The 20,159-nt window shown below is 35.2% G+C and carries 12 protein-coding genes; 4 read left to right on the forward strand and 8 right to left on the reverse strand.

The features are described from left to right. Positions 1–10: 10 nt before the first annotated feature. On the reverse strand, positions 11–1,903 hold the full coding sequence (locus ABID42_RS08225) for a peptidase U32 family protein (protein WP_367283231.1): 1,893 nt from the start codon (positions 1,901–1,903) through the stop codon (positions 11–13). Positions 1,904–2,079: 176 nt separating this feature from the next. Between ABID42_RS08225 and ABID42_RS08230 the strand changes: the two genes are divergently transcribed. From ABID42_RS08230 to ABID42_RS08245, 4 genes are all read left to right on the forward strand, one after another. Further along, positions 2,080–4,767: a T9SS type A sorting domain-containing protein gene (locus ABID42_RS08230; protein ID WP_367283232.1), complete on the forward strand. Its 2,688-nt coding sequence runs from the start codon at positions 2,080–2,082 to the stop codon at positions 4,765–4,767. 53 nt (positions 4,768–4,820) lie between these two features. After that, the gene (locus tag ABID42_RS08235; protein ID WP_367283233.1) at positions 4,821–7,544 is read left to right on the forward strand and encodes a T9SS type A sorting domain-containing protein; all 2,724 of its coding nucleotides are present in this window, start codon (positions 4,821–4,823) and stop codon (positions 7,542–7,544) included. A gap of 128 nt (positions 7,545–7,672) precedes the next feature. After that, complete coding sequence (locus ABID42_RS08240) at positions 7,673–9,376, forward strand: outer membrane protein assembly factor BamB family protein (protein ID WP_367283234.1); 1,704 nt, start codon at positions 7,673–7,675, stop codon at positions 9,374–9,376. Between the two features lie 279 nt (positions 9,377–9,655). Further along, positions 9,656–10,540, forward strand: coding sequence for an alpha/beta hydrolase (locus ABID42_RS08245; RefSeq protein ID WP_323259550.1), 885 nt, complete (start codon positions 9,656–9,658; stop codon positions 10,538–10,540). A gap of 81 nt (positions 10,541–10,621) precedes the next feature. Here ABID42_RS08245 and ABID42_RS08250 read toward each other — a convergent pair whose 3' ends face one another. From ABID42_RS08250 to ABID42_RS08280, 7 genes are all read right to left on the reverse strand, one after another. After that, positions 10,622–11,740, reverse strand: coding sequence for a DUF2891 domain-containing protein (locus tag ABID42_RS08250; RefSeq protein ID WP_367283235.1), 1,119 nt, complete (start codon positions 11,738–11,740; stop codon positions 10,622–10,624). 669 nt (positions 11,741–12,409) lie between these two features. After that, a complete protein-coding gene (locus tag ABID42_RS08255) occupies positions 12,410–13,732 on the reverse strand; it encodes a family 43 glycosylhydrolase (RefSeq protein ID WP_367283236.1) in 1,323 nt (440 codons plus the stop codon). Positions 13,733–13,969: 237 nt separating this feature from the next. Further along, positions 13,970–15,181, reverse strand: coding sequence for a glycoside hydrolase family 88 protein (locus ABID42_RS08260; RefSeq protein ID WP_367283237.1), 1,212 nt, complete (start codon positions 15,179–15,181; stop codon positions 13,970–13,972). A gap of 196 nt (positions 15,182–15,377) precedes the next feature. Beyond that, on the reverse strand, positions 15,378–16,721 hold the full coding sequence (locus ABID42_RS08265; RefSeq protein ID WP_367283238.1) for a BNR repeat-containing protein: 1,344 nt from the start codon (positions 16,719–16,721) through the stop codon (positions 15,378–15,380). A gap of 143 nt (positions 16,722–16,864) precedes the next feature. Further along, a complete protein-coding gene (locus ABID42_RS08270; RefSeq protein WP_367283239.1) occupies positions 16,865–18,079 on the reverse strand; it encodes a DUF2264 domain-containing protein in 1,215 nt (404 codons plus the stop codon). A 189-nt stretch (positions 18,080–18,268) separates the two neighbouring features. Then, a complete protein-coding gene (locus ABID42_RS08275) occupies positions 18,269–19,117 on the reverse strand; it encodes a glycoside hydrolase family 16 protein (protein ID WP_367283240.1) in 849 nt (282 codons plus the stop codon). Positions 19,118–19,152: 35 nt separating this feature from the next. Continuing rightward, positions 19,153–20,148: a glycoside hydrolase family 43 protein gene (locus ABID42_RS08280; protein ID WP_367283241.1), complete on the reverse strand. Its 996-nt coding sequence runs from the start codon at positions 20,146–20,148 to the stop codon at positions 19,153–19,155. Between the last annotated feature and the right edge of the window lie 11 nt (positions 20,149–20,159).

Raw genomic sequence — 20,159 nt, forward strand, 5'->3', positions numbered from 1 at the left:
TCAGCCCCGATTAATATCTTCTTGGAACATAGCCCAATTGTTCGTCTTCGTCTTCAAACTCTAATTCTGCGTCTTTTTCCCAAATTTCCATTTCGCAAGGTTTGCAATTGAATTTCAATTTGTACTCATTTTCGCCATGTTTTAGCGTTAATGGTTCAACTAATTTTTCGCCCATAGTATCACGCTGGAATCTGGCACATTTGCCTAATTCATATTTTACGCAATATTTGGTCGTCATTACTCTTGCTTTTCCTGGATCCCATTGCAATTCAAAAGCTTTTTCAATTTCGGTTACACCATGTCTTTTATAAAAAGCTCTTGCCATTTTATTAGACACATTGTACATAAAATCAAGTTTTTGTACTGGATATGGGTGGTCGGTCTTTTGGATTTGGTATTCTTCTCGATGATATTCTTTTATACGAATGTCAACTAATTGTTCTAAAACTTCTCTTCTGATTTCGTTTACTTTTGAAATCGGCAAGAACCAATTACTTGATAATTCAACTTCAATTTCATCGACAATAAAAGGCGTATTTCCTGTTTTAGCCAGATTCTTTTTGATATTCGGAATTACTGACTCCTGACTTTTCGCTAATTCTTTAGTAGTCTGAAAACTTTGTACAGCTTGATGTCCATCTTCGTCAACAGCCAACAATTGAAAACCATCGATTGTTTCTGTGAATTTCAACGAAACGCCAATTTTACGCACCGCACTGTTTTCTTTTTCAACCATTTTGTTAAACTCAGCATCAGAATTTCGGTAAATTTCCGTTCCAACAGCTAATGGTTTAAAAGTATTCGGAATGGCAATGTTATTAAACATGATGTTGATTTGAGCACCGTCTGCTTCGCCATTTTCGTTGACAAAATACAGTCCATCACCATTATTTAACATTTCATAATTCTCAATAACATATCCGTTGGCTTTGATTTCCAATACTTTACCAATGTATTGACCTTTCGACTTCGGACTTTCCCAAGAACCAATTTTCTCTTTGCGTTTATTCACGAAATAGGCAGTATAACCACGGTTAAAACTTCTATCCATTTCTGGTTCAAAATTATAGAAGGTTCTACCTGAAGAAGCTTTTTCGTATTTTTCGTTTTCTTCCAAGAAACTATCTAATCTTTGACGCAAATAAGAAGTATTATTTTTTACGTAAACGATATCCTTTAAACGTCCTTCAATTTTGAATGAAGTAACACCTGCCTCAATTAAGTTTGGAAGTTGGTCGCTCAAATCTAAATCTTTAATAGACAATAAATGGCTATTTGCAATCAAAGTTTTGCCAGTTCCATCAATTAACTGATAAGGCAAACGGCAGTTTTGGGCACAAGAACCACGGTTGGCACTGCGTTCGCCATTGGCAACACTCATATAGCAGTTACCACTAAAAGCAACGCACAAAGCACCCGAAACAAAGAATTCTAATTCTACATCCGTCGCTTCGCTGATTTCTCGAACTTGGTCTAAGTTCAATTCTCTTGCCAATACAACTCGTTTCATTCCCGCATCGTGCAAGAATTTTACGTGTTGAGCATCTCTGTTATTGGCTTGTGTACTTGCATGAATCACGATAGGCGGTAAATCCATTTCCATAATCGCCATATCTTGAATAATCAAGGCATCAACACCAATATTGTACAACTCATAAATGAGTTTTTTACATTGCTCTAATTCGTTATCGTACAAGATTGTATTAATTACGACAAACACTTTTGCCTTAAACAAATGGGCATATTTTACCATTTCTGCCACATCTTCTACAGAATTGGTAGCATTAGAACGAGCCCCAAACTGATGAGCCCCCATATATACAGCATCTGCACCCGCATTGATGGCAGCCATCCCTTGATAAAGGTTTTTGGCGGGAGCAAGAATTTCAACTTTCTTCTTCATACGATAGTAACGTACTCTTATTTGATTTTAACTAAAATAAACCACAAAGTTAAGACATAATAATAAAAAATTGGCTTATCGTTGAAATTAGCTTTCGTTTTAGATAAATAGTTTGGAATCGTATAGATAAGATAGATAAACACTATTTTTGTAGAATAATTAAACGCTATACATTTATGAATAAAGTCCTACAAACGCTAATATTATTTACTTTCTACTTTTTCAGTCTTAATACTACTCATGCCCAACAATGGAAAGCTTATAGCTCGTTTTCTCAAGCTAATTGTTTTTTTACAGCTCAAGATTCGACCTTGTGGATTGGAACAAGTGGTGGTATTTTGCATTATGATAAAGATTATCAACTTCTTGCTTCTTATAATCAGAATAATGGTTTAGATAGTATTATTACTTCTATTACTCAGGATGTTCAAGGGAATATTTGGGCTTACTACAATGAACCCTTCAATGGATATTTCAAAACATATATTTTTGACGGTAATGTTTGGATAAGCAATCAAGACTTAGGAAAGAGACTGATTGCAGATAAACCACTTCTATTTTATGCAAAAGATGGTAGTAAATGGATTAGTTATGATAAAGGAAAGAAATTTATCCAAGTAGGAAAAGATTCTGTATATACTTCTTATGACTGGGAGACGAATGGAATAAATTATTTTAACAATAAAAGTCTTATAGTAGATTCTAAAGGGAATTTTTGGGTAAAAAATGAAAAATCCTTACTTACTTTTGACGGTAAAAAATGGAATAAATATGATTATAATAATAGTTCTCTTCCAAATACATCTTTTTCCAAAGATGCTGTCATCGACCAAAATGATAATATTTTTCTAGCAAATAATGGTGGCATTTACAAGTTTAATATTCCCACTAACACCTGTGATTTTATTTCTATTGAATATGCTCAGTCTCTTTGCGTAACCAAAGACAATAAGGTTTTAGTATCTGGTTTCGTTGGGGAAAATTATGCACTTTATCAATTAAAGGGAGATAAACTTTCTGTATTTGTTCCTAATGTTTATGCAATCAATATTTATGAAGATTTTCGAGGAAATTTACTTTTAGGAGGTTATGCTCGACTAAATTTATTTGATGGCAATAGCCTAAAAGATTTTCCTTTACCCAAAAACAATCTTTCCAGCAATGTTATTTCTAAAATTGTATCAGATACCAAGAATAATATCTTGATTCAACCTTATTCAATGGAGATTCAATACTTAAAGAATACAAATGACGAAGTTATTGATATTACCGACAATGGATATACCATAGCCCAAGGCGAAGGAGATGATTTATGGGTAAGCGAGCGTACTTCACTTACTCAAATAAAACAAGACAATGGTTTAAAATTAATAAACCACCCTCTGTTGGGTGTTGAATACGGTGTTGAAAAAATTGTAAAAGATAAAAATCAGCATATTTGGGCCTTGGACTATCAATATTCTTGGTCAACAAATCGCTATCAATACCTTTTGTTTTACTATGATAAAAGTAAATGGACGACATTTGTGCTTGAAAATGAGATTATAGACATTGCAGCAAACCCTAATGGTGGGCTTTATATACTTAACTCTAAAGGAGTTTTTACTCATGATAGAATAAGTATGAAAGCAAGTAATTATTTGAATATCCCAAAAAATCCCCAAAGGTTTGTCAGTAATGCCAATTTAGACTTATATATTATTGCTAAAAAAATTGAAAATTTCGAGGGAGACATCTATCAATTGGTTGGAAACAAATTCGATAAAATTGTTACTCCTGATGAATTTAGAATAATGGCATCCTATTATTTCAGTGATTTTATGATAGATTCCAAAGGCAATTTTTGGAGTGTAGGAAATAAAATACAAAGATATGATGGTAAAACGCTCACTACTTTTAATAGTCCATTTCGTTCAACTAACCAAGATTATTTTTCAACCATTACCAACGCAATCCATGAATCTAAAGATGGTAAAATTTGGTTAGGGAGCTATACAGGACTTACATCACTTATTGTAGATTGCAAAAACCCTTTACCTAAATCCCTTCGTACTGAAAAAACGGATGGATTTGGAACGGGTAAATCTCAGTTATCTGTTAACCAAAGTTCTGCTCTTAGTTTTGTTTGGCAAATCAGTAAAGATAAAGGTATTACTTGGCGAGCTATCACCAATTTTGATTCTAGTTATGCAGGTCATCGAACTAATCAATTGACAGTTAATCAAGTTAAAATTCGTGATAACAATATTGTTTATCGCTGTTTAGTCAATGGTGAATGTAACAGCGTATTGTCTGATACGGTAAGTATTCAAGCCAAACAATGTGAATTACCTCAAACCACACTTCAACCCACCGCACAATCGACAACAGAAAAAAGCTCTGCTCAATTTGTTGTCAATGCTTCAAGTGCTTCAGCTTATCAATGGCAAGTAAGTACGGATAAAGGAGTTACTTGGAATATGATTTCGAGTAGCGATACTTTATATCGAGGACAACAGACTAACACGCTGAATCTTACTTCTGCCAGTCTTTCTCAAAATACTTATCAATATCGTTGTGAGATAAAGAACGATTGTTACACGCTATACAGTAATGCTGCCCCTTTGGAAGTAACAATGATTTTGGGACTTGATAATTTCGAGCGAACAGTACAGGCATATCCCAACCCTGCCAATGACAAAATTTATGTAAAAGTACCTGCAAAAACTTATACATTGACTTTAGTAGATAGTAATGGTTCAATAGTCAAGCAAGTATCGAATCAGGATTATATCAATGTAAAAGATATTCCAAACGGCTTATATTTATTGTTGATAGAAAGTGGCAAAGAACGACAAAGTGTTAAAGTGCAGGTGTTGAAATAGGGTTAAAAATCTTTCTGAGCATCAAGAAAAATATAATTAAACGCTAAATAATCATGTATAAAGTCCTACAAACGCTAATATTATTTACTTTCTACTTTTTCAGTCTTCATGTTACTCATGCCCAACAGTGGAAGACTTATAGTTCGCTTGGGGATGATAATTGCTTATTTTCCGCAAAAGATTCAACTTTATGGGTTGGAACAAATGGCGGTATTTTACACTATGATAAAGATTACAAGCTCATAGCCTTTTATAATCAAAATGATGGTTTAGATAGTTTGATTACTTCAATTAAAGAAGATATTTATGGTAATATCTGGGCAAGTTGTAGTAGCCGGTATCTTTCAATCATTTCTAATTTATCCTACAATAAAACTTTTGTTTTTGATGGCTCTGTTTGGATAGATGCCAATATTTTAGGAAAACCATTCATCACAGCTGAACCACTTTTATTTTATTCAAAGGATGGAAGTGAATGGATTAGCTATGACAAAGGAAGTAAATTTGTTCAAGTAGGGAAAGACTCTATACATACTTCTTACGATTGGGTAAATCAAGGAATAAAGTCTTTTGACAATAAAAGTCTTTTAGTCGATTCTAAAGGACATTTTTGGAAAATAAATGAGGCATCCTTTTGGAATTTTGAGGGGGATAAATGGAGGAAATATGACCATACAAATAGTTCTCTTCCTAAAAGCTATGAATACCAAAATAATGCTGTCATCGACCAAAACGATAACATTTACTTTAAAGCGTTTTACAATGAGCTTTACAGATTCAATACTTCTTTAAAAACCTCGACATTCATTCCTACCCAAAATAAAGAGGTGTATAATCTCCTACCTACCAGAAATGGGGATATTTTGGTAACAGCTTCTAATGGTAACGTGTATCGGCTAGATAATCAAGATTTAACTTTATTTACCCCTACTTTTAAAGCGGGTCATATTATTTACGAAGACACACAAAAGAATTTAATAATAACAAATGGTTATAGTAGTAATGCTTCTATAACCTTATTGAAAGACAATATATTTACTCAATTGGATTTACCTCAAGTAAAAAATTTCTGTTATTATCGAATTATAGAAGCTACTACTGATGCCAAGGATAGAATCTGGGCTTTAGATGGTTCTATAGTAATGCGTTTTGACGAAAAGAAAGGAGAAGTAGTTGATGTTCCATTAGAATGGTATCAATCAATCTTTTCATTTTGTCAAGGAGAAGGTGATGACATTTGGTTAGGTTCGTATAACTCCGTGATTCAGGTAAAGCAAGATAATGGAATCACATTAAAAACGAATACTCTTGATATTGGTAGCATTACTAAAATGATATGTGATAAAAACCAGAATATTTGGGCTTTATCATACAAATACTCGCAAAAAGGATTTAAATATTTTTTATCATACTATGACAAAAGATTATGGAAGACTTTTGACCTCAATGGAGAAGCAGATATTGTAATCAATCCTATTGCTGGTGTATATGTAATGTTTTCAAATGGACTTTTTATACACGATGGCATAAGCTTAAAAGCCAGTAACTATATCAATTTCCCTTCTTATGCCATAAGGTTGATTAATGATAATAATTTAGGGTTATATGTTATTGCTCGAAAGGATGCGAATGATTATAATAAAGACCTTTATCAATTAGTTGGAAATAAATTTGAAAAAATAGATATTCCAAATGAGTTTGTAATCGGGTTAGACAGCTATTCTAATAACTTTTTGGTTGATTCAAAAGATAATTTTTGGAGTATTGCAGGGGGGAAAATTCAAATGTATAATCGTAAAACCATTACTACTTTTCAAAACCCTTTTGTCCCTGAAGGAGTATTCAATTTAAATGGAGACGGAACTATTCATGAATCTAAAGATGGTAGATTCTGGTTTGGAAGCTACGGAAAATTTTCTGTTTTAACTTTAGATTGTAAAAATCCTTTACCAATCTCCCTTCGTACTGAAAAGACAGAAGTGTTTGGTACAAAAGAAACCCAATTGTCTGTCAATGAGCGTTCTGCCACCAGTTTTGCTTGGCAAATCAGTAAAGATAAAGGTACTACTTGGCGAGCTATCACCAATTTTGATTCTAGTTATGCAGGTCATCGAACTAACCAATTGACAGTTAATCAAGTTAAAATTCGTGATAACAATATTGTTTATCGCTGTTTAGTCAATGGAGAATGTAACAGCGTATTGTCTGATACGGTAAGTATTCAAGCCAAACAATGTGTATTACCTCAAACCACCCTTCAACCCACCGCACAATCGACAACAGAAAAAAGCTCTGCTCAATTTGTTGTCAATGTTTCAAGTGCTTCAGCTTATCAATGGCAAGTAAGTACGGATAAAGGAGTTACTTGGAACATGATTTCGAGTAGCGATACTTTATATCGAGGACAACAGACTAACACGCTGAATCTTACTTCTGCCAGTCTTTCCCAAAGTACTTATCAATATCGTTGTGAGATAAAGAATGATTGTTATACAATTTATAGCTCTGCTGCCCCTTTGGAAGTAACAATGATTTTGGGACTTGATAATTTCGAAAGAACAGTACAGGCATACCCCAACCCCGCCAATGACAAGATTTATGTAAAAGTACCTGCAAAATCCTATACATTGAGTTTAGTAGAAAGTAATGGTTCAATAGTCAAGCAAGTATTGAATCAGGATTATATCAATGTAAAAGATATTCCAAACGGCTTATATTTATTGTTGATAGAGAGTGACAAAGAACGACAAAGTGTTAAAGTGCAGGTTGTGAAGTAGGGCTATAATCTTGGTAAATTGAGTCATATCTCTTGAATAAGCAACTTTTTAACGAGTTGGGTTCTATTATAAATATATTCATTAAAAAAGAGCAACTATTATTTTCTCAAATAAAACTTAATAAAATCATGAAATCTACTTTTATCAAAATCGTACTTTTTTACTTACCTATTATGATGCTAACAATGGCTTGTAAAGAAGAACTTATAGTATCTTTAAGCAATGAAAGAGCCATTTCAAAATTTAGCTTTTCAGGCTTAACACCAATAGTTGATGCCACTATTGACGAAGCCAATAAAAAAATAACGGCTGTTGTTCCCCCTGCGACAGATATTACCCAGCTAACTCCTACTATCACTGTATCCGATAAAGCGATGATTTCACCTACTTCTGGGAAAGTACAGGATTTTTCAAGGGAAGTTGCCTATACTGTTACTGCCGAAAACGGCTCAAAGGCTATCTACAAAGTACTGATAAGTCGTACTAAATTCACAGGGAAAGACATCCTAAGTTTTTCATTTAATGATTTGTCACCAGTAGTAACCGCTACCATTGACACTGCTACCAAATTAATCACCGCTACTGTTCCAGCAACAGCCGACTTAACAAAACTGAAAGTAACCACTACATTGTCTGAACGTGCCAGCATTGTTCCTGCCTCTGCTACAATTTTAGATTTTTCTAAACCCGTAAGCTTTACCGTTACTGCTGAAGACGGCACTAAGCAGGTTTATACAGCAAATATCACACAACAAATAATTACAACCATTAAAGACAATAAGACCGTATTTATCTCAAACTCCAAAGGAGATGCTTATGCTATTAATGCTGAGACGGGTGAACTAAAATGGAAATTCAGCATAGGCTCAAGCACAAGCAATAGCCCGATTGTTGATAATGGCGTGGTATATTTTTCTGATAGATATGTTCTTTATGCGTTAGATGCAGAAACGGGTAAACAGAAATGGCAATTCAAAGACGGTATAAATAGTTTAGGAAGTACGCCTCTTATCGCTAATGGATTAATATATGTTGGGGTGGATGCCAAAATGGTAGCATTGGATGTATTGACAGGCAAGAAGAAATGGGAGTTTGCTACTGACTATTATATAGATGCCAGCCCTTGTATAGAAAATGGCACATTACTTGTTGGTACTTCTTCTTTTCCCTTCTCAGGAGGAGATTTACATACAGGAAGCCTTTATGCTTTAGATGCTATTACAGGAGCAAAAAAATGGATGTTTGATGTAAAAACACCAGTAACAAATAATCCATGTGTTCTAAATGGTATTGTTTATGTGTGTGGACGTAGCCTAATTACCAATAGTTACATATATGCCATCAATGTAAATACAGGTGTATCAATATGGGGACATAGTAGATATACGGCTATTGCCAGCCCTACTGTATTGAATAATGGTCTCTATTTTTCTGGTCAAGAATATTATGTGCTTAATACGAATGACGGGTCTTTAAAATTCAAATATAATAATACAAAATTCTCTATTAGCTACTCATCAACCTCCAGCCCTATTATTTACGATGGTCTGATTTATGTAGGTGCAAGTGATGGAATTCTTTATGCATTTTCTGCTCCAGATGGTAAAATTATATGGGAATTAAAAATGGGAGATTATGTATCCTCTAGTCCATGTATTGCTAACGGTGTTGTGTATGTAGGAGGTCAAGATGCTAAATTATACGCCGTAGATAGTAAAACAGGAAAGACAATTTGGAGTTTTGAAACCAGCGATGAAATAAAAAGTAGTCCATGTGTAATTGATAAAAAGGGGAAAGCATATCACACGGGGGAAAGTGGTTTTGTAAATTAATTACGCTATTCAAGCTTTTTTTGTTTTTCGCCCTCTTTGGAGTTTTCTCCAACGAGGCGAACGTCAGCAGCGAACCAATCTTTAATACTATAAACTTAATTTTATACTCATTGTCTCGAAGATTGTTAGTTGGCGAGTTACTGATGCAAGGCTTGGCGGTGAAAACACCACCAAGGGCGAATTCTCTAAAAAAAATTAAATTAAAAATAATCAAAGTTAAATTTGAAGACTATAATGAATACACTAAATTAGTTTTGTAAAACTAAAATCTAATTTATCATGCAATCAAAAACATTACGTGTCATTATTTTATTCCTTTTAAGCTTATCTATATTTTCTCATGCTAAAGCATCTACAGTGGATAGTCTTGCTATTCCAAGTGCTGTCATGAACAAAAACTATAAAGCGGCGGTAGTATTACCCGAAACTTATTCAAAGAATAAGAAAAACTACCCAGTTTTGTATCTTTTACATGGTGGTGGTGGACATTTCCGAGATTGGCTCTCACAAACACCAGACAAAATGTTGGTTAAGAATTTAGCTGACCAATATAACATTATTATTGTAATGCCCGAAGGCGAAACTTTTGGTTGGTATTTAGATAGTCCTTTTGATGCTAATAACAAGTTTGAAACTTATATCACCAAAGAAGTAATTCAAAAAATTGACGATACTTATAGAACGGTACAAAGTAATAAAGGAAGAGTAATTACTGGTCTTTCGATGGGTGGACACGGTGCTATGTATCTATCAAGCAGACATCCAGATTTATTTGGTGCGGCTGGAACGATGAGCGGAGCAATGGATATGAATTATACTAAATTTAAGGTTAATGAAGATTTTTTAAAATCTCTCAAAGACCGTTTCATGAAACTATTGGGTACTTCTGATACTTCGAATGAAATTTATGTGAAAAATTCAATCGTAAATATGGCTGAAACTATCAAAAAGAATGGGATGCCCGTTATTATTGATTGTGGAGTAGATGATTTTTTAATTGAAGTAAACAGAGAATTGCACAGACGTTTATTATATAACAATACTCCGCACGACTATACCGAAAGACCGGGAGCACATACTTGGGAATACTGGCAAAACTCGTTACCATATCATTTGTTATTCTTCAATAAAGTATTAAAAAATAATGGTGTTACTGTTGAGTAATTTTGAAAAAGCTTATAGAAGGAGAAATTATACTCCTGCTATAAGCTTTTCAAACAAAGTTAGAATGAATGGCTAATTAATCTACTCCACCTCCAAACTCAAAGCATACATTGCAAATGAACCTAACCAATGGTCGCCTCCGTAATTGCCGTTGGCAATATTTGGTAAGGTCTTTTGTAAAAAAGTGGTTGCTTTTTCTTGAAATTGTTTCTTGCGTAAATCTGTTTTGGGTAATTGCTTGGCTATGCCCAACAAACACCAAGCTTTACTCAATGCCAAACCATCTAAATGTACAATTTGATAATCGGAACGGTCACTTACGATGGGCAATTGTAGTACATTTTTTAGTCCTTCGGCAGTATAAAATTGATTAAACCATTTTGTAAATGCTTGTGGAGTTAATACTCTTCGCATCAAATCTGCAATTTCAAGACTGGGCGAAAGGAAGTCTGTTCCATCGGGTTCAAGTATAGCGGCAACGGCTTTATTTTTGAAATAATAGTCTTTGCTACGTTGTACTAATAGTTGTTCAAAAGCAATATTTTTAGTTGCTCTTGCCCAGTCCAATGCGAAAACCATCCCAAAAGCAGTATTGGGATGCACGCCAGTTCGGTTTGGATAAGTCTGTTTGGGCAGGTATTCCATCCAACGTTGTACAATTACTTGTGTCAAAGGTTGTAAACTTTTGTGCCAACGTTTAGCCATCGGGCTATCCCAAGTCAATAATTCTTCATCCAATTTCAGCACCCAAGCCCAACCGTAAGTTCGTTCAAAACCTTTGGCAAGTTTGTACTGACTAAAATAATCCGCTTCTTTTTGTAGATTTTCAGGAGAAAAACTATTTTCCAGCATGGCTATTATTTGCTGTGTCTCAGGTAAATTGGGATAAGTCTTGAGAATTTTCACCAACATCCAATGACCATGTACAGAAGAATGCCAATCTAAACAACCATAAAAAGAAGGATGCAATTGTTTCGGACTCAATGCTACTTCTTGAGCCGTTTCTATGGTATGATTAGGCTTGTTCGGGTACTCAGTTTGGATACAATGTAACGGAAGTTGTGCTAAAAATGAAGCTCCTGCCTCACTAAGTCCTACTTTTTTAACGTCTTTTGATACCGTTAAATACTGATTTTGCTGTCCATAAACGGATAATCCGCAAGCTAACAGTGCTGATAATAATAGATTTTTGTAAATCATTGCTAAGGTTTTTTGTTGATGATTGATGATATTTTGGTAAGCAGGACTTTGAATGTTAATATTACGCTAAGCAAAGAGAAAAAAATCATTTTTACAAATGATAAACAAAGCTGATACCTTGATAAAGCTTAAAGATACTCTGAGTATCACACGATATACTCAAAGTATCTCCAGAGATATTTTCTTGCGGTATTTTGCGGGATTTAGTATGTCGAGAGATACTAAAAGCATGTCACGAGATACTTTTTTGCGGTATTTTGCGGTAAAAAGTATCTCGTGATATACTTGAAGTATGTATTGAGATACTTCAAGTATCTTTTTTGACCTAAAAACCGAAGAAAACCGCAAAAATGTATATTTAGAGAATCGCTGACAAATGATTTGCTTGAAAAATGACAAAATATTAAAGTCATTAAAAATGAGTCATTCGGAATTTTAAAATCAAAAAAGCAGTCAACATTAGTTTTCCGACCGCTTTTTTTGATTGATGGGCAACGAATTCCTACTGTTTGAGCGGAGCGAGTTTAGGAATTCTTGATTTTCTTTTGTTACTTTTCTTTTATCAAGAAAAGAAAAGTAAGGACAAGGCGATAATAACTACAAAACACCCAAAACTCACTCCTTGATGAGAAAATTCTGTATGACTCATACTTCAAATATAAATTCAAGCTATTTATAAACTTTAAATTCCCACAAACCTGGAGTTCCTTTCAAGAATGTCAGTTTTAAATATTGTGCTTTTACACTTCGCTCGTCGATATGGGGAGACTGTACTTTTATTTCTGCATGACCACCATAAGGCTTCCAATTTTTCCCGTCAACCGAATAAGTTAATTCATAAGCATGTCCAGCCGTTGGTTTTACGAAGTAAGATGCTACTTTTTTAATCGCTGTTTTCTTCCCTAAATTCACCGTAAAAGTAGCAGTGCTATCTTTTGTTTCTGCCAACCATCTTGTTCCATTCGAACCGTCAAAAGCATTTTGTGCCGAATACGTTTCCGTTCTGTTAATGGTTTTATCCTTCACATAAGGTACTTTAAATTCTGGCAAAGTAGAAGACGCTTCGGCAGATTGTATCGTTACTTCATTTTTTACTAAAGATGGAAAAGGGTCAACGCCTTTGTTAGTCAATCGAATTGGCTTAATCGTGCCATCTTCATTAAATTCCATTTTATCAATCCATGCTTGTCGGTTCGTACTTGAACGTCCAAATTCCAGATAAGTAAAATAATAATCATCCTTGATGTGGAATACGTTTCCATGTCCCGGACCATAAATCTGTTCTTTTACATCAGTTTTGGCAATGATGTCTTCTTCTGGATAAATAAATGGCCCAAAAGGCGAAACTTTACTATACTGATAAGCATATACATAGTTTTCGTGACCGCTTAAAGTATAGAGGTAATAATAAATTCCTTTGCGTTTAAATACAATTGGTCCTTCGGAATAACCACCTCTTTTGGTAGAAATTTTTACGATAGAAGCCGTATCCAAACTAATCATATCAGGATTCAATCGCCCAACACCACGCTGTGCCCAGAAAAGATATGGTTTTTGGTCGTCGTCGATAAATACTTCTGCATCAATGCCTTTTGTACCCTTTGGTGCATCCATTTTTAACAAAGGAAAAGTATTTTCTTTACTAAAATCGCCTTTGGGCAATGTAAAAGGCCCCGCAGGAGAATCGGCAACAGCTACATAAATATCATGATTGACCGTTGGATAATAATAATACTTGTCTTTTACTTTTACAGGATAGCTTGGTGCCCAAAATAATTGCTTTTCGGCAGCTGGAAAATAAAAACCGTTGAATGACCAGTTCTTTAAATCTTTCGACGACCAAAGTACTGGAGGCCCTGCTGTGGCTAAACCCGCATTGTAGCCATCGGTTGTGGCATAGCAATAAAAAGTATCTCCAAACTGAACAATACTTGGGTCGGCAATTAAATCTGGGATGATTGGGTTATTGTTTCCAGTTTTTTGCGCTTTCATGGATTGAATACTGACCCCCAATAAACAAGAGAGTAGTAATATTTTTTTTATCATGTTTTTAGCTTTAAGCTGTGAGTGATAGGATTTGAGCATTTTTACAACCATCATTGTTTACATAGTTGAGCCTTGAAATTTTATTTTGTAACATAAATCGTACAAAAATAAAACCTCAAGGCTCATCTCTCAAAGCTTGTCATTATGCCCTTGCTCGTGTCTCACGAGCAAGCAATTAAGCCACTATTTAAGCTCTTTATAACGCTTCATAGCTTCTAAGAAATAATAATCTGCATAGGTTAAAGGCACGTCCACTTCAGTATTCTGCGGAATGTGACCAACACAATGTTCAATTAAAAAACCTCCATTTGTGCCAATTGCTGCTTTATACGGTGCATTCGACAATGAGTAAATCATTGCTTCTGCATTTTTGATATAATCTTTTTCCAGGTTTTTATCTACATAACCACTCAATTCCAACAAAGCCGAAGCCATTACCGAAGCCGCCGAAGCATCACGCAAAGCTGTTGGAATATTTGGTGCGTTAAAATCCCAATAAGGTACTTTATCAGCTGGCATGTTTGGATGCGTTAAGATAAATTTTGCAATATTTTTTGCTTGTTCTAAATAAATTGGGTTTTTCGTTTCACGATACATTACTGCATAACCATACAATCCCCAAGCTTGTCCTCTAGCCCAAGCAGATTCGTCTGCATAACCTTGAGCAGTTTTCTTTTGTTGCACACCACCAGTTGTTGCATTATAGTTAATTACATGATAAGAACTATAATCTGGACGGAAGTGATTTTTCATCGTCGTGTTAGCATGTGTCACCGCAATTTTATAATAAGTAGAATCACCTGTTACTTTGGTTGCCCAGAAAAGTAATTCTAGGTTCATCATGTTATCAATGATTACTAAGAAATCCCCTTTTTTTGAATCCCAAGATTTGATACAACCAACCGTTGGATTGAAACGGGTAGCCAAAGATTTTGCACTTTGAATCAAAATATCTTTGTACTCAGGTTTTGGAGCGATGTCTTTGGCATTTCCAAAACTGCAATACATCATAAAACCCAAATCGTGTGTGGTGGTATTGAATTTCTCTTTTTCTAAAACGCCTAAAATACGATTGTTTTCTTTTAGCAGTTCAGCATCTTTTGTTTGCTGATAAATGTACAATAATGAACCGGGATAAAAACCACTACACCACCAATCAGAACCACTAAATTCGTATTTACCAGTTTTAGGGAAATATGTTTTCGGGAATTTATCTTGCGGAAGATTACTCATCAATACTTTATATTGTTTGCCCGCATCTTTGAAATTCTGATTGATAGTTTTTAATAAAGCCGCTCTTTTAGGGTGCGATTTACTTGTTTGTGCCGTAGCAAGCGACCAAGCCATCAAGCAAATCATTACCGTATTGATAGCAATGCGAAAAAATTGTTTCATGTTTTTTGTGATTGAATTTTGAGTTGTGAATGATGAATTGTGAATATTTATATTTTGTAATCAATTCCCCAAAACATCGTTTATTTTATATAAGTATTAGAATATAACCCTATAAGGATTTGAGGTTAAAGCTCTCTTATTGTTAGACAATTATTGAATCCCTATAGGTTTAACTAAATCCTTCTGAATACTTCGACTACTTATTCTGTTCTTTCCTCTTGATTTTTTTGACAGCCTTCCATGTTAATATTTGTACTTTTTGGGCTGGAATATTTACTTTCCCTTCGCCATCAGCTTGATCTACTTTTTCTACAAAAAGATGTAAATCGCCTTTATTTTGCCAAAGTTCAGTATCGTAAGTTGGCTCCCACGAACCTACTGAGGTTTCGCTAATATCTTTAATTTGCCAATTGCCTTTACTTAAATCTGTCGTTATCGCAGTAGAAACTTTATCGCCTCTTTCGGCATCTCTGAAAATCAGCATGGCAGATAAAGTATTTTTCTTCGACGACCAAGCCAAAATTTGTGGTCTTGAAATTGGAATGCGTTTTGTACCGACACCACTTAAACTAAAAGGTGTTTTTCTAAAACCAAGATTACTTACTTGCCATTGTTGATTGGCTAAATAAATAACATGATACTGCGGAACGCTTTCATTGGCTGGTCGCCAATAAGTAGCGATGTAGGGATTTCCCTCAGCATCCGCCACCATTGAGGTCTGATTAATTAACTCACTTTTCTGAGGAATTTTACAGGCATATTCTGCATTTTGAGCGGTGATTGGTAATTGATAAGCAAGACCTTGAGAATTCTCCCAAGTCTTTCCACCATCTTTTGAACGAGCATAAGCCATGTCGTGATTACTGGCTACATCAGCGCTTTCTCGCCAAACCCAAGAAAGGTGAATTGTACCCTGACTATCTAAACAAGCTTGCCAATAAGCATTTCTTTTACCTTCACCATCAATCAGGTTTTCTTGAACCATCGACCATTTTTTGGTTTTTAAATCATATTGATTCATGACCAAATTGCCTTTTCCAGAAGCACCATTTCGGTAGAAAAACAAAAGATTTCCGTTGGGTAATCGATAAAATTCTGGATAAGTAACATTGCTTTCTGTGCGTCCTGTCATGCTTTGCTTCTCTCCCATCATCAATGAAAAAGGTGCTTTACTGACGGCATAACGAAGAGCATTATTATGATGATCCCAAGAAAGATGTAAAAAACCATCGCCATCTACCATGATAGAAATGGAATTATGGGCATCGCTGGCATTGCCTTTAAAATTGGTTTTCTGTAATTCCCAAGTATTTTTTCCTTGTTTTCTTTTCCCTAAAACCACAAAAGCATCGGCATCGTAATAGGCAATAAACTGGTAATTTTTAAAAGAAACCAAAGAGTTTTTACGAAAAATAACCGCATTGACTGAATTTTTCGCCCAGCCCTCTCCTACTTCTAACACTGCTATTTTCTCTTGTCCTTTTGCAAAAAAGACAAGACTACAAAACAATAAGGTAATTAATCCTTTTTTACAATTCATGAAACTGAGTTTATAATATTCAATCATTAATTTCTAAGTAGTAGGAATTAATGATTGAGAATATAAACCTATAAGGATTTGAAATTAAGATTCTCATTATTAGACAATCTTGTAAATCCTTATAGGTTTAACTAAATACTTACTTATTCAATGGCATGATCTGCCAAAACAGCCTCGCCCGACCATACTTTTTGTGATGTCCATTTCGTAGCTGGGCTACTCCAAAATTCATCTGTTTCTGGTAAACCTAATGGCAATAAAATATTCGCACAGAGATATAAACTGCCTGTGGTAATATAAACATCTGCCAAATCTGGTTGTGAACCGTATAAACCAATCGTCAACCAACCATCAGAAGTGAAAGTACTTGGGCTTTCTGTCGTTTTTTTGATAATAGCCGTTAAAGCTGAGCGCACCTGTGCAGGACTTAACTCTTTTGGTAAAGCTTTTCGCCAAGCAATATCTGCCAAATGGTGAAATGCAGCGCCACGATATACAATAGAGCGCCCAGTAACAGGAAAAGACCCATCGCTATTCACTAATCTTTCTTGGATAACGGCAAAGCGTTCGTTTCTTACTCTAATTTTTTCAGCTGTCCAGTTAAATGCGCCTGTTTTCGGACTTAATTCTTTCACCATATTGGCTAAATATGGATGAATAACATAACTATTGTAGTAATCCCAGTGATAAGGAGGACCATCAGAGTAAACGCCATCGCCAACATACCATTGTTCAAATTGGCGGAAGCAATATTCAATACGCATTGAGTCCCAAGGATAGCCATATTTGCAGAAAAAGGTTTCTATCATTCCCGAAAACAAAATCCAGTTAGAAAAACCCGCTCTAACATTTCTTGTGGCTAAAAATGCTTTTACTACTTGGTCTTTGGTTTGGGTATCAAGGTGTTCCCATAACCACGGACATCTCACAAAAGCCAAAGCTAAAAAAGAAGCATCTACCAAAGGTTGCCCGCCTTTTTCAAAAGACATATAGTCTTTTGCGTTAGGATTTACCGCATTGGCAACGGCTTTCAAAGCATAATTTCTATATTGATTTCTTAAAGCTATTTCTTTAGGAGAACCTCCTTCCAGATTTAACCAAGGAGAAATGCCACACATTAATCGACCAAAAGCTTCTAAATAAGCTACTTCTTTACGAGTATTCGGATTATCAATAAATTTTGACATTGTCTTGGGCATGACTATCCTAAGGCTATCATTTGCCAAACTATGTAAAATTGGTTTCGCTAATTTATCAAGATGTTGTAACCAGAATGCACGGTCGTCATTAGTTTTTTGTTGAGCTTCAACGCCAAAAGGCAACACAAAAGCACAAACAAGTAATATTTTTTTGAACATGATGAATATTTAAAAGTTAAATGGTTTGATTTTAACTCAAAAGCGAAGATAAATACAATTTCTACTCCTTTTGTACTGTGTTCACACGTAAGGCGAGCTTTCATTAGGATATGATGAAGTCACACCATAATGATAAAAAGGCTTGAGCAATCTTTTTATCCCTGAAAGCTTTTATTTATTTTCTTAATTTTACTCTTTCTGATAAACCCTAACATAATCTACTTCCATGCGGCTAGGGAAAGTGCTTCTGTATGGGTTACCACCGTTGTCTCCACCAATTGCGACATTCAATAACATATAGTGCGGTTGCTGAAAAGGATTAAAACCCGAACCATCTTTATTGACTAAAACACTCATAGGTACTTTGTTCAAAAGCTGGTCGTCGAGGTACAAAGCGATATAATCTTTCTCCCAATCCATTCGCCACACATGAAATTGAGCAGCCCAATTGGCTCCTCCTAGCGAATCAACAGGAAAGGTATTACTATGCCATTCGGCTTGCTTGTTGGCGGACAAACAAGCGATATTGGCAAGCACTTTACCTCGGTAAAATTCCATCATATCTATTTCGCCATTGGCTGGCCAGTTTTTATCGACTCCTAAAGTCCACCAAGCTGGCCACACTCCTTGACTAATATCAATTCTTGCTCTAAATTCAAATCTTCCATACTGCCACGTTTTTTTGCCCGCAGTAATCATACAAGTAGATGAAAAATCTATCATTGGCTGTTTTTTTCGCCAATCATTACTGCCTTCTACATAATTGGGATTTGGCTTTTGCTCCCTTCTTGCTTCAATGATTAAATATCCATTTTCGCAAAAAGCATTATCTGGCTGATACCATTGTAATTCATGGTTACGGACAAAGCCTTTTTCATAAGACCAATTTGCTGGATTGGGAGTGCCATCTTTGTCAAACTCATCCGACCAAGCAAGTTTATAACCTTCTTTAAGCCATTTCTTTTGAACGGCTATATCTTGAGCTTCTGAAGCAAAGAATGATAAAAAAGTAATGACAGAGACAAAAAAGTATTTCATAGTTGAGGTATTAAAGGTAAAAACTTGCTGTTTAATTACTGATTAAAAGTATCCAATTTCCAAGAATCTTGCCAAGTAATCAACGGCTTACCATCTTTGAATTGTATCGGTAACCAAAGGTATCGACTATCTTTCAAATCCTTCGGATTCCATTTATCAGCCATAAAAACAAAGGCATCTTTTTTCCCTGCAATTGGTAAAATATAGGTTGATTGTCCATTGAAAGTTTTTTCCGCCAAAGGCCCATTCATTGGGTCTTCAACCAATTTCCAAGGACCAAACAAAGATGTTGCCGTGTGTAAACTGGCCTTATTAGGCGCCCAACCCGTACACCCACTTGTAATTAAATAATATAACCCATCTTTTTTGAATACTGCTGGTGCTTCTCTATGATTACTGAAAAGTAAAGTATCGTCTGTGGTAGCAGATAAATAATCGTCTGTCAATTTTGTAATGCGCAAATCGTAGTTTTCACGAGCGGAGTAAATGTGATAGGCTGTAGCGTCTTCGTCCACATAAAGCGTCATGTCTCTTGACATGTGGCCGTTCGGGCGAAAACTTTTTAAATATACAAATGGTCCTGTGGCTTTGTCACTGATGGCTACGCCTGCTCTGGCGGCACTATATCCTTTATTCGGTAATTCTAAGTGAAACCACATTACATACTTCTTGGTCTTGGCATTGTAAATTACTTTTGGACGCTCCACTAAACCCCCAACGGCAATTTCACTGTTTGGATCGTTCGATTTTGCCAAAGCAATTCCTTCGTTTTTCCAACGATATAAATCTTTAGAAGAATAAACCGCAACGCCTTCCGAAGCACTTTTTCCTCTTTTTTCACCGTACCAATAATAGGTTTTGTTGATGTATAAAATTCCACCACCGTGGGCGTTAATTACTTCACCATTATTATCATTCCAGATACTTCCCGGTTGAAAGGCTTGTTCTTTTTTACTAATACTTCCTTTTTGTGTTTGGCAACCTAGCAAAATAGTCATTGCCAATAGTAGCACATTTGCAGAAACTCTCATTGTCTAATACG

Origin of the sequence: Arcicella rosea, from assembly GCF_040543805.1 — a bacterium.
Taxonomy (GTDB): domain Bacteria; phylum Bacteroidota; class Bacteroidia; order Cytophagales; family Spirosomataceae; genus Arcicella; species Arcicella rosea.

Coding starts and splice junctions, on each gene's coding strand:
- ABID42_RS08265 (WP_367283238.1), bottom strand. CDS start 16,721: ATGAATTGTAAAAAAGGATTAATTACCTTATTGTTTTGTAGTCTTGTC.
- ABID42_RS08245 (WP_323259550.1), top strand. CDS start 9,656: ATGCAATCAAAAACATTACGTGTCATTATTTTATTCCTTTTAAGCTTA.
- ABID42_RS08240 (WP_367283234.1), top strand. CDS start 7,673: ATGAAATCTACTTTTATCAAAATCGTACTTTTTTACTTACCTATTATG.
- ABID42_RS08275 (WP_367283240.1), bottom strand. CDS start 19,117: ATGAAATACTTTTTTGTCTCTGTCATTACTTTTTTATCATTCTTTGCT.
- ABID42_RS08250 (WP_367283235.1), bottom strand. CDS start 11,740: ATGATTTACAAAAATCTATTATTATCAGCACTGTTAGCTTGCGGATTA.
- ABID42_RS08260 (WP_367283237.1), bottom strand. CDS start 15,181: ATGAAACAATTTTTTCGCATTGCTATCAATACGGTAATGATTTGCTTG.
- ABID42_RS08235 (WP_367283233.1), top strand. CDS start 4,821: ATGTATAAAGTCCTACAAACGCTAATATTATTTACTTTCTACTTTTTC.
- ABID42_RS08230 (WP_367283232.1), top strand. CDS start 2,080: ATGAATAAAGTCCTACAAACGCTAATATTATTTACTTTCTACTTTTTC.
- ABID42_RS08280 (WP_367283241.1), bottom strand. CDS start 20,148: ATGAGAGTTTCTGCAAATGTGCTACTATTGGCAATGACTATTTTGCTA.
- ABID42_RS08255 (WP_367283236.1), bottom strand. CDS start 13,732: ATGAAAGCGCAAAAAACTGGAAACAATAACCCAATCATCCCAGATTTA.
- ABID42_RS08270 (WP_367283239.1), bottom strand. CDS start 18,079: ATGTTCAAAAAAATATTACTTGTTTGTGCTTTTGTGTTGCCTTTTGGC.
- ABID42_RS08225 (WP_367283231.1), bottom strand. CDS start 1,903: ATGAAGAAGAAAGTTGAAATTCTTGCTCCCGCCAAAAACCTTTATCAA.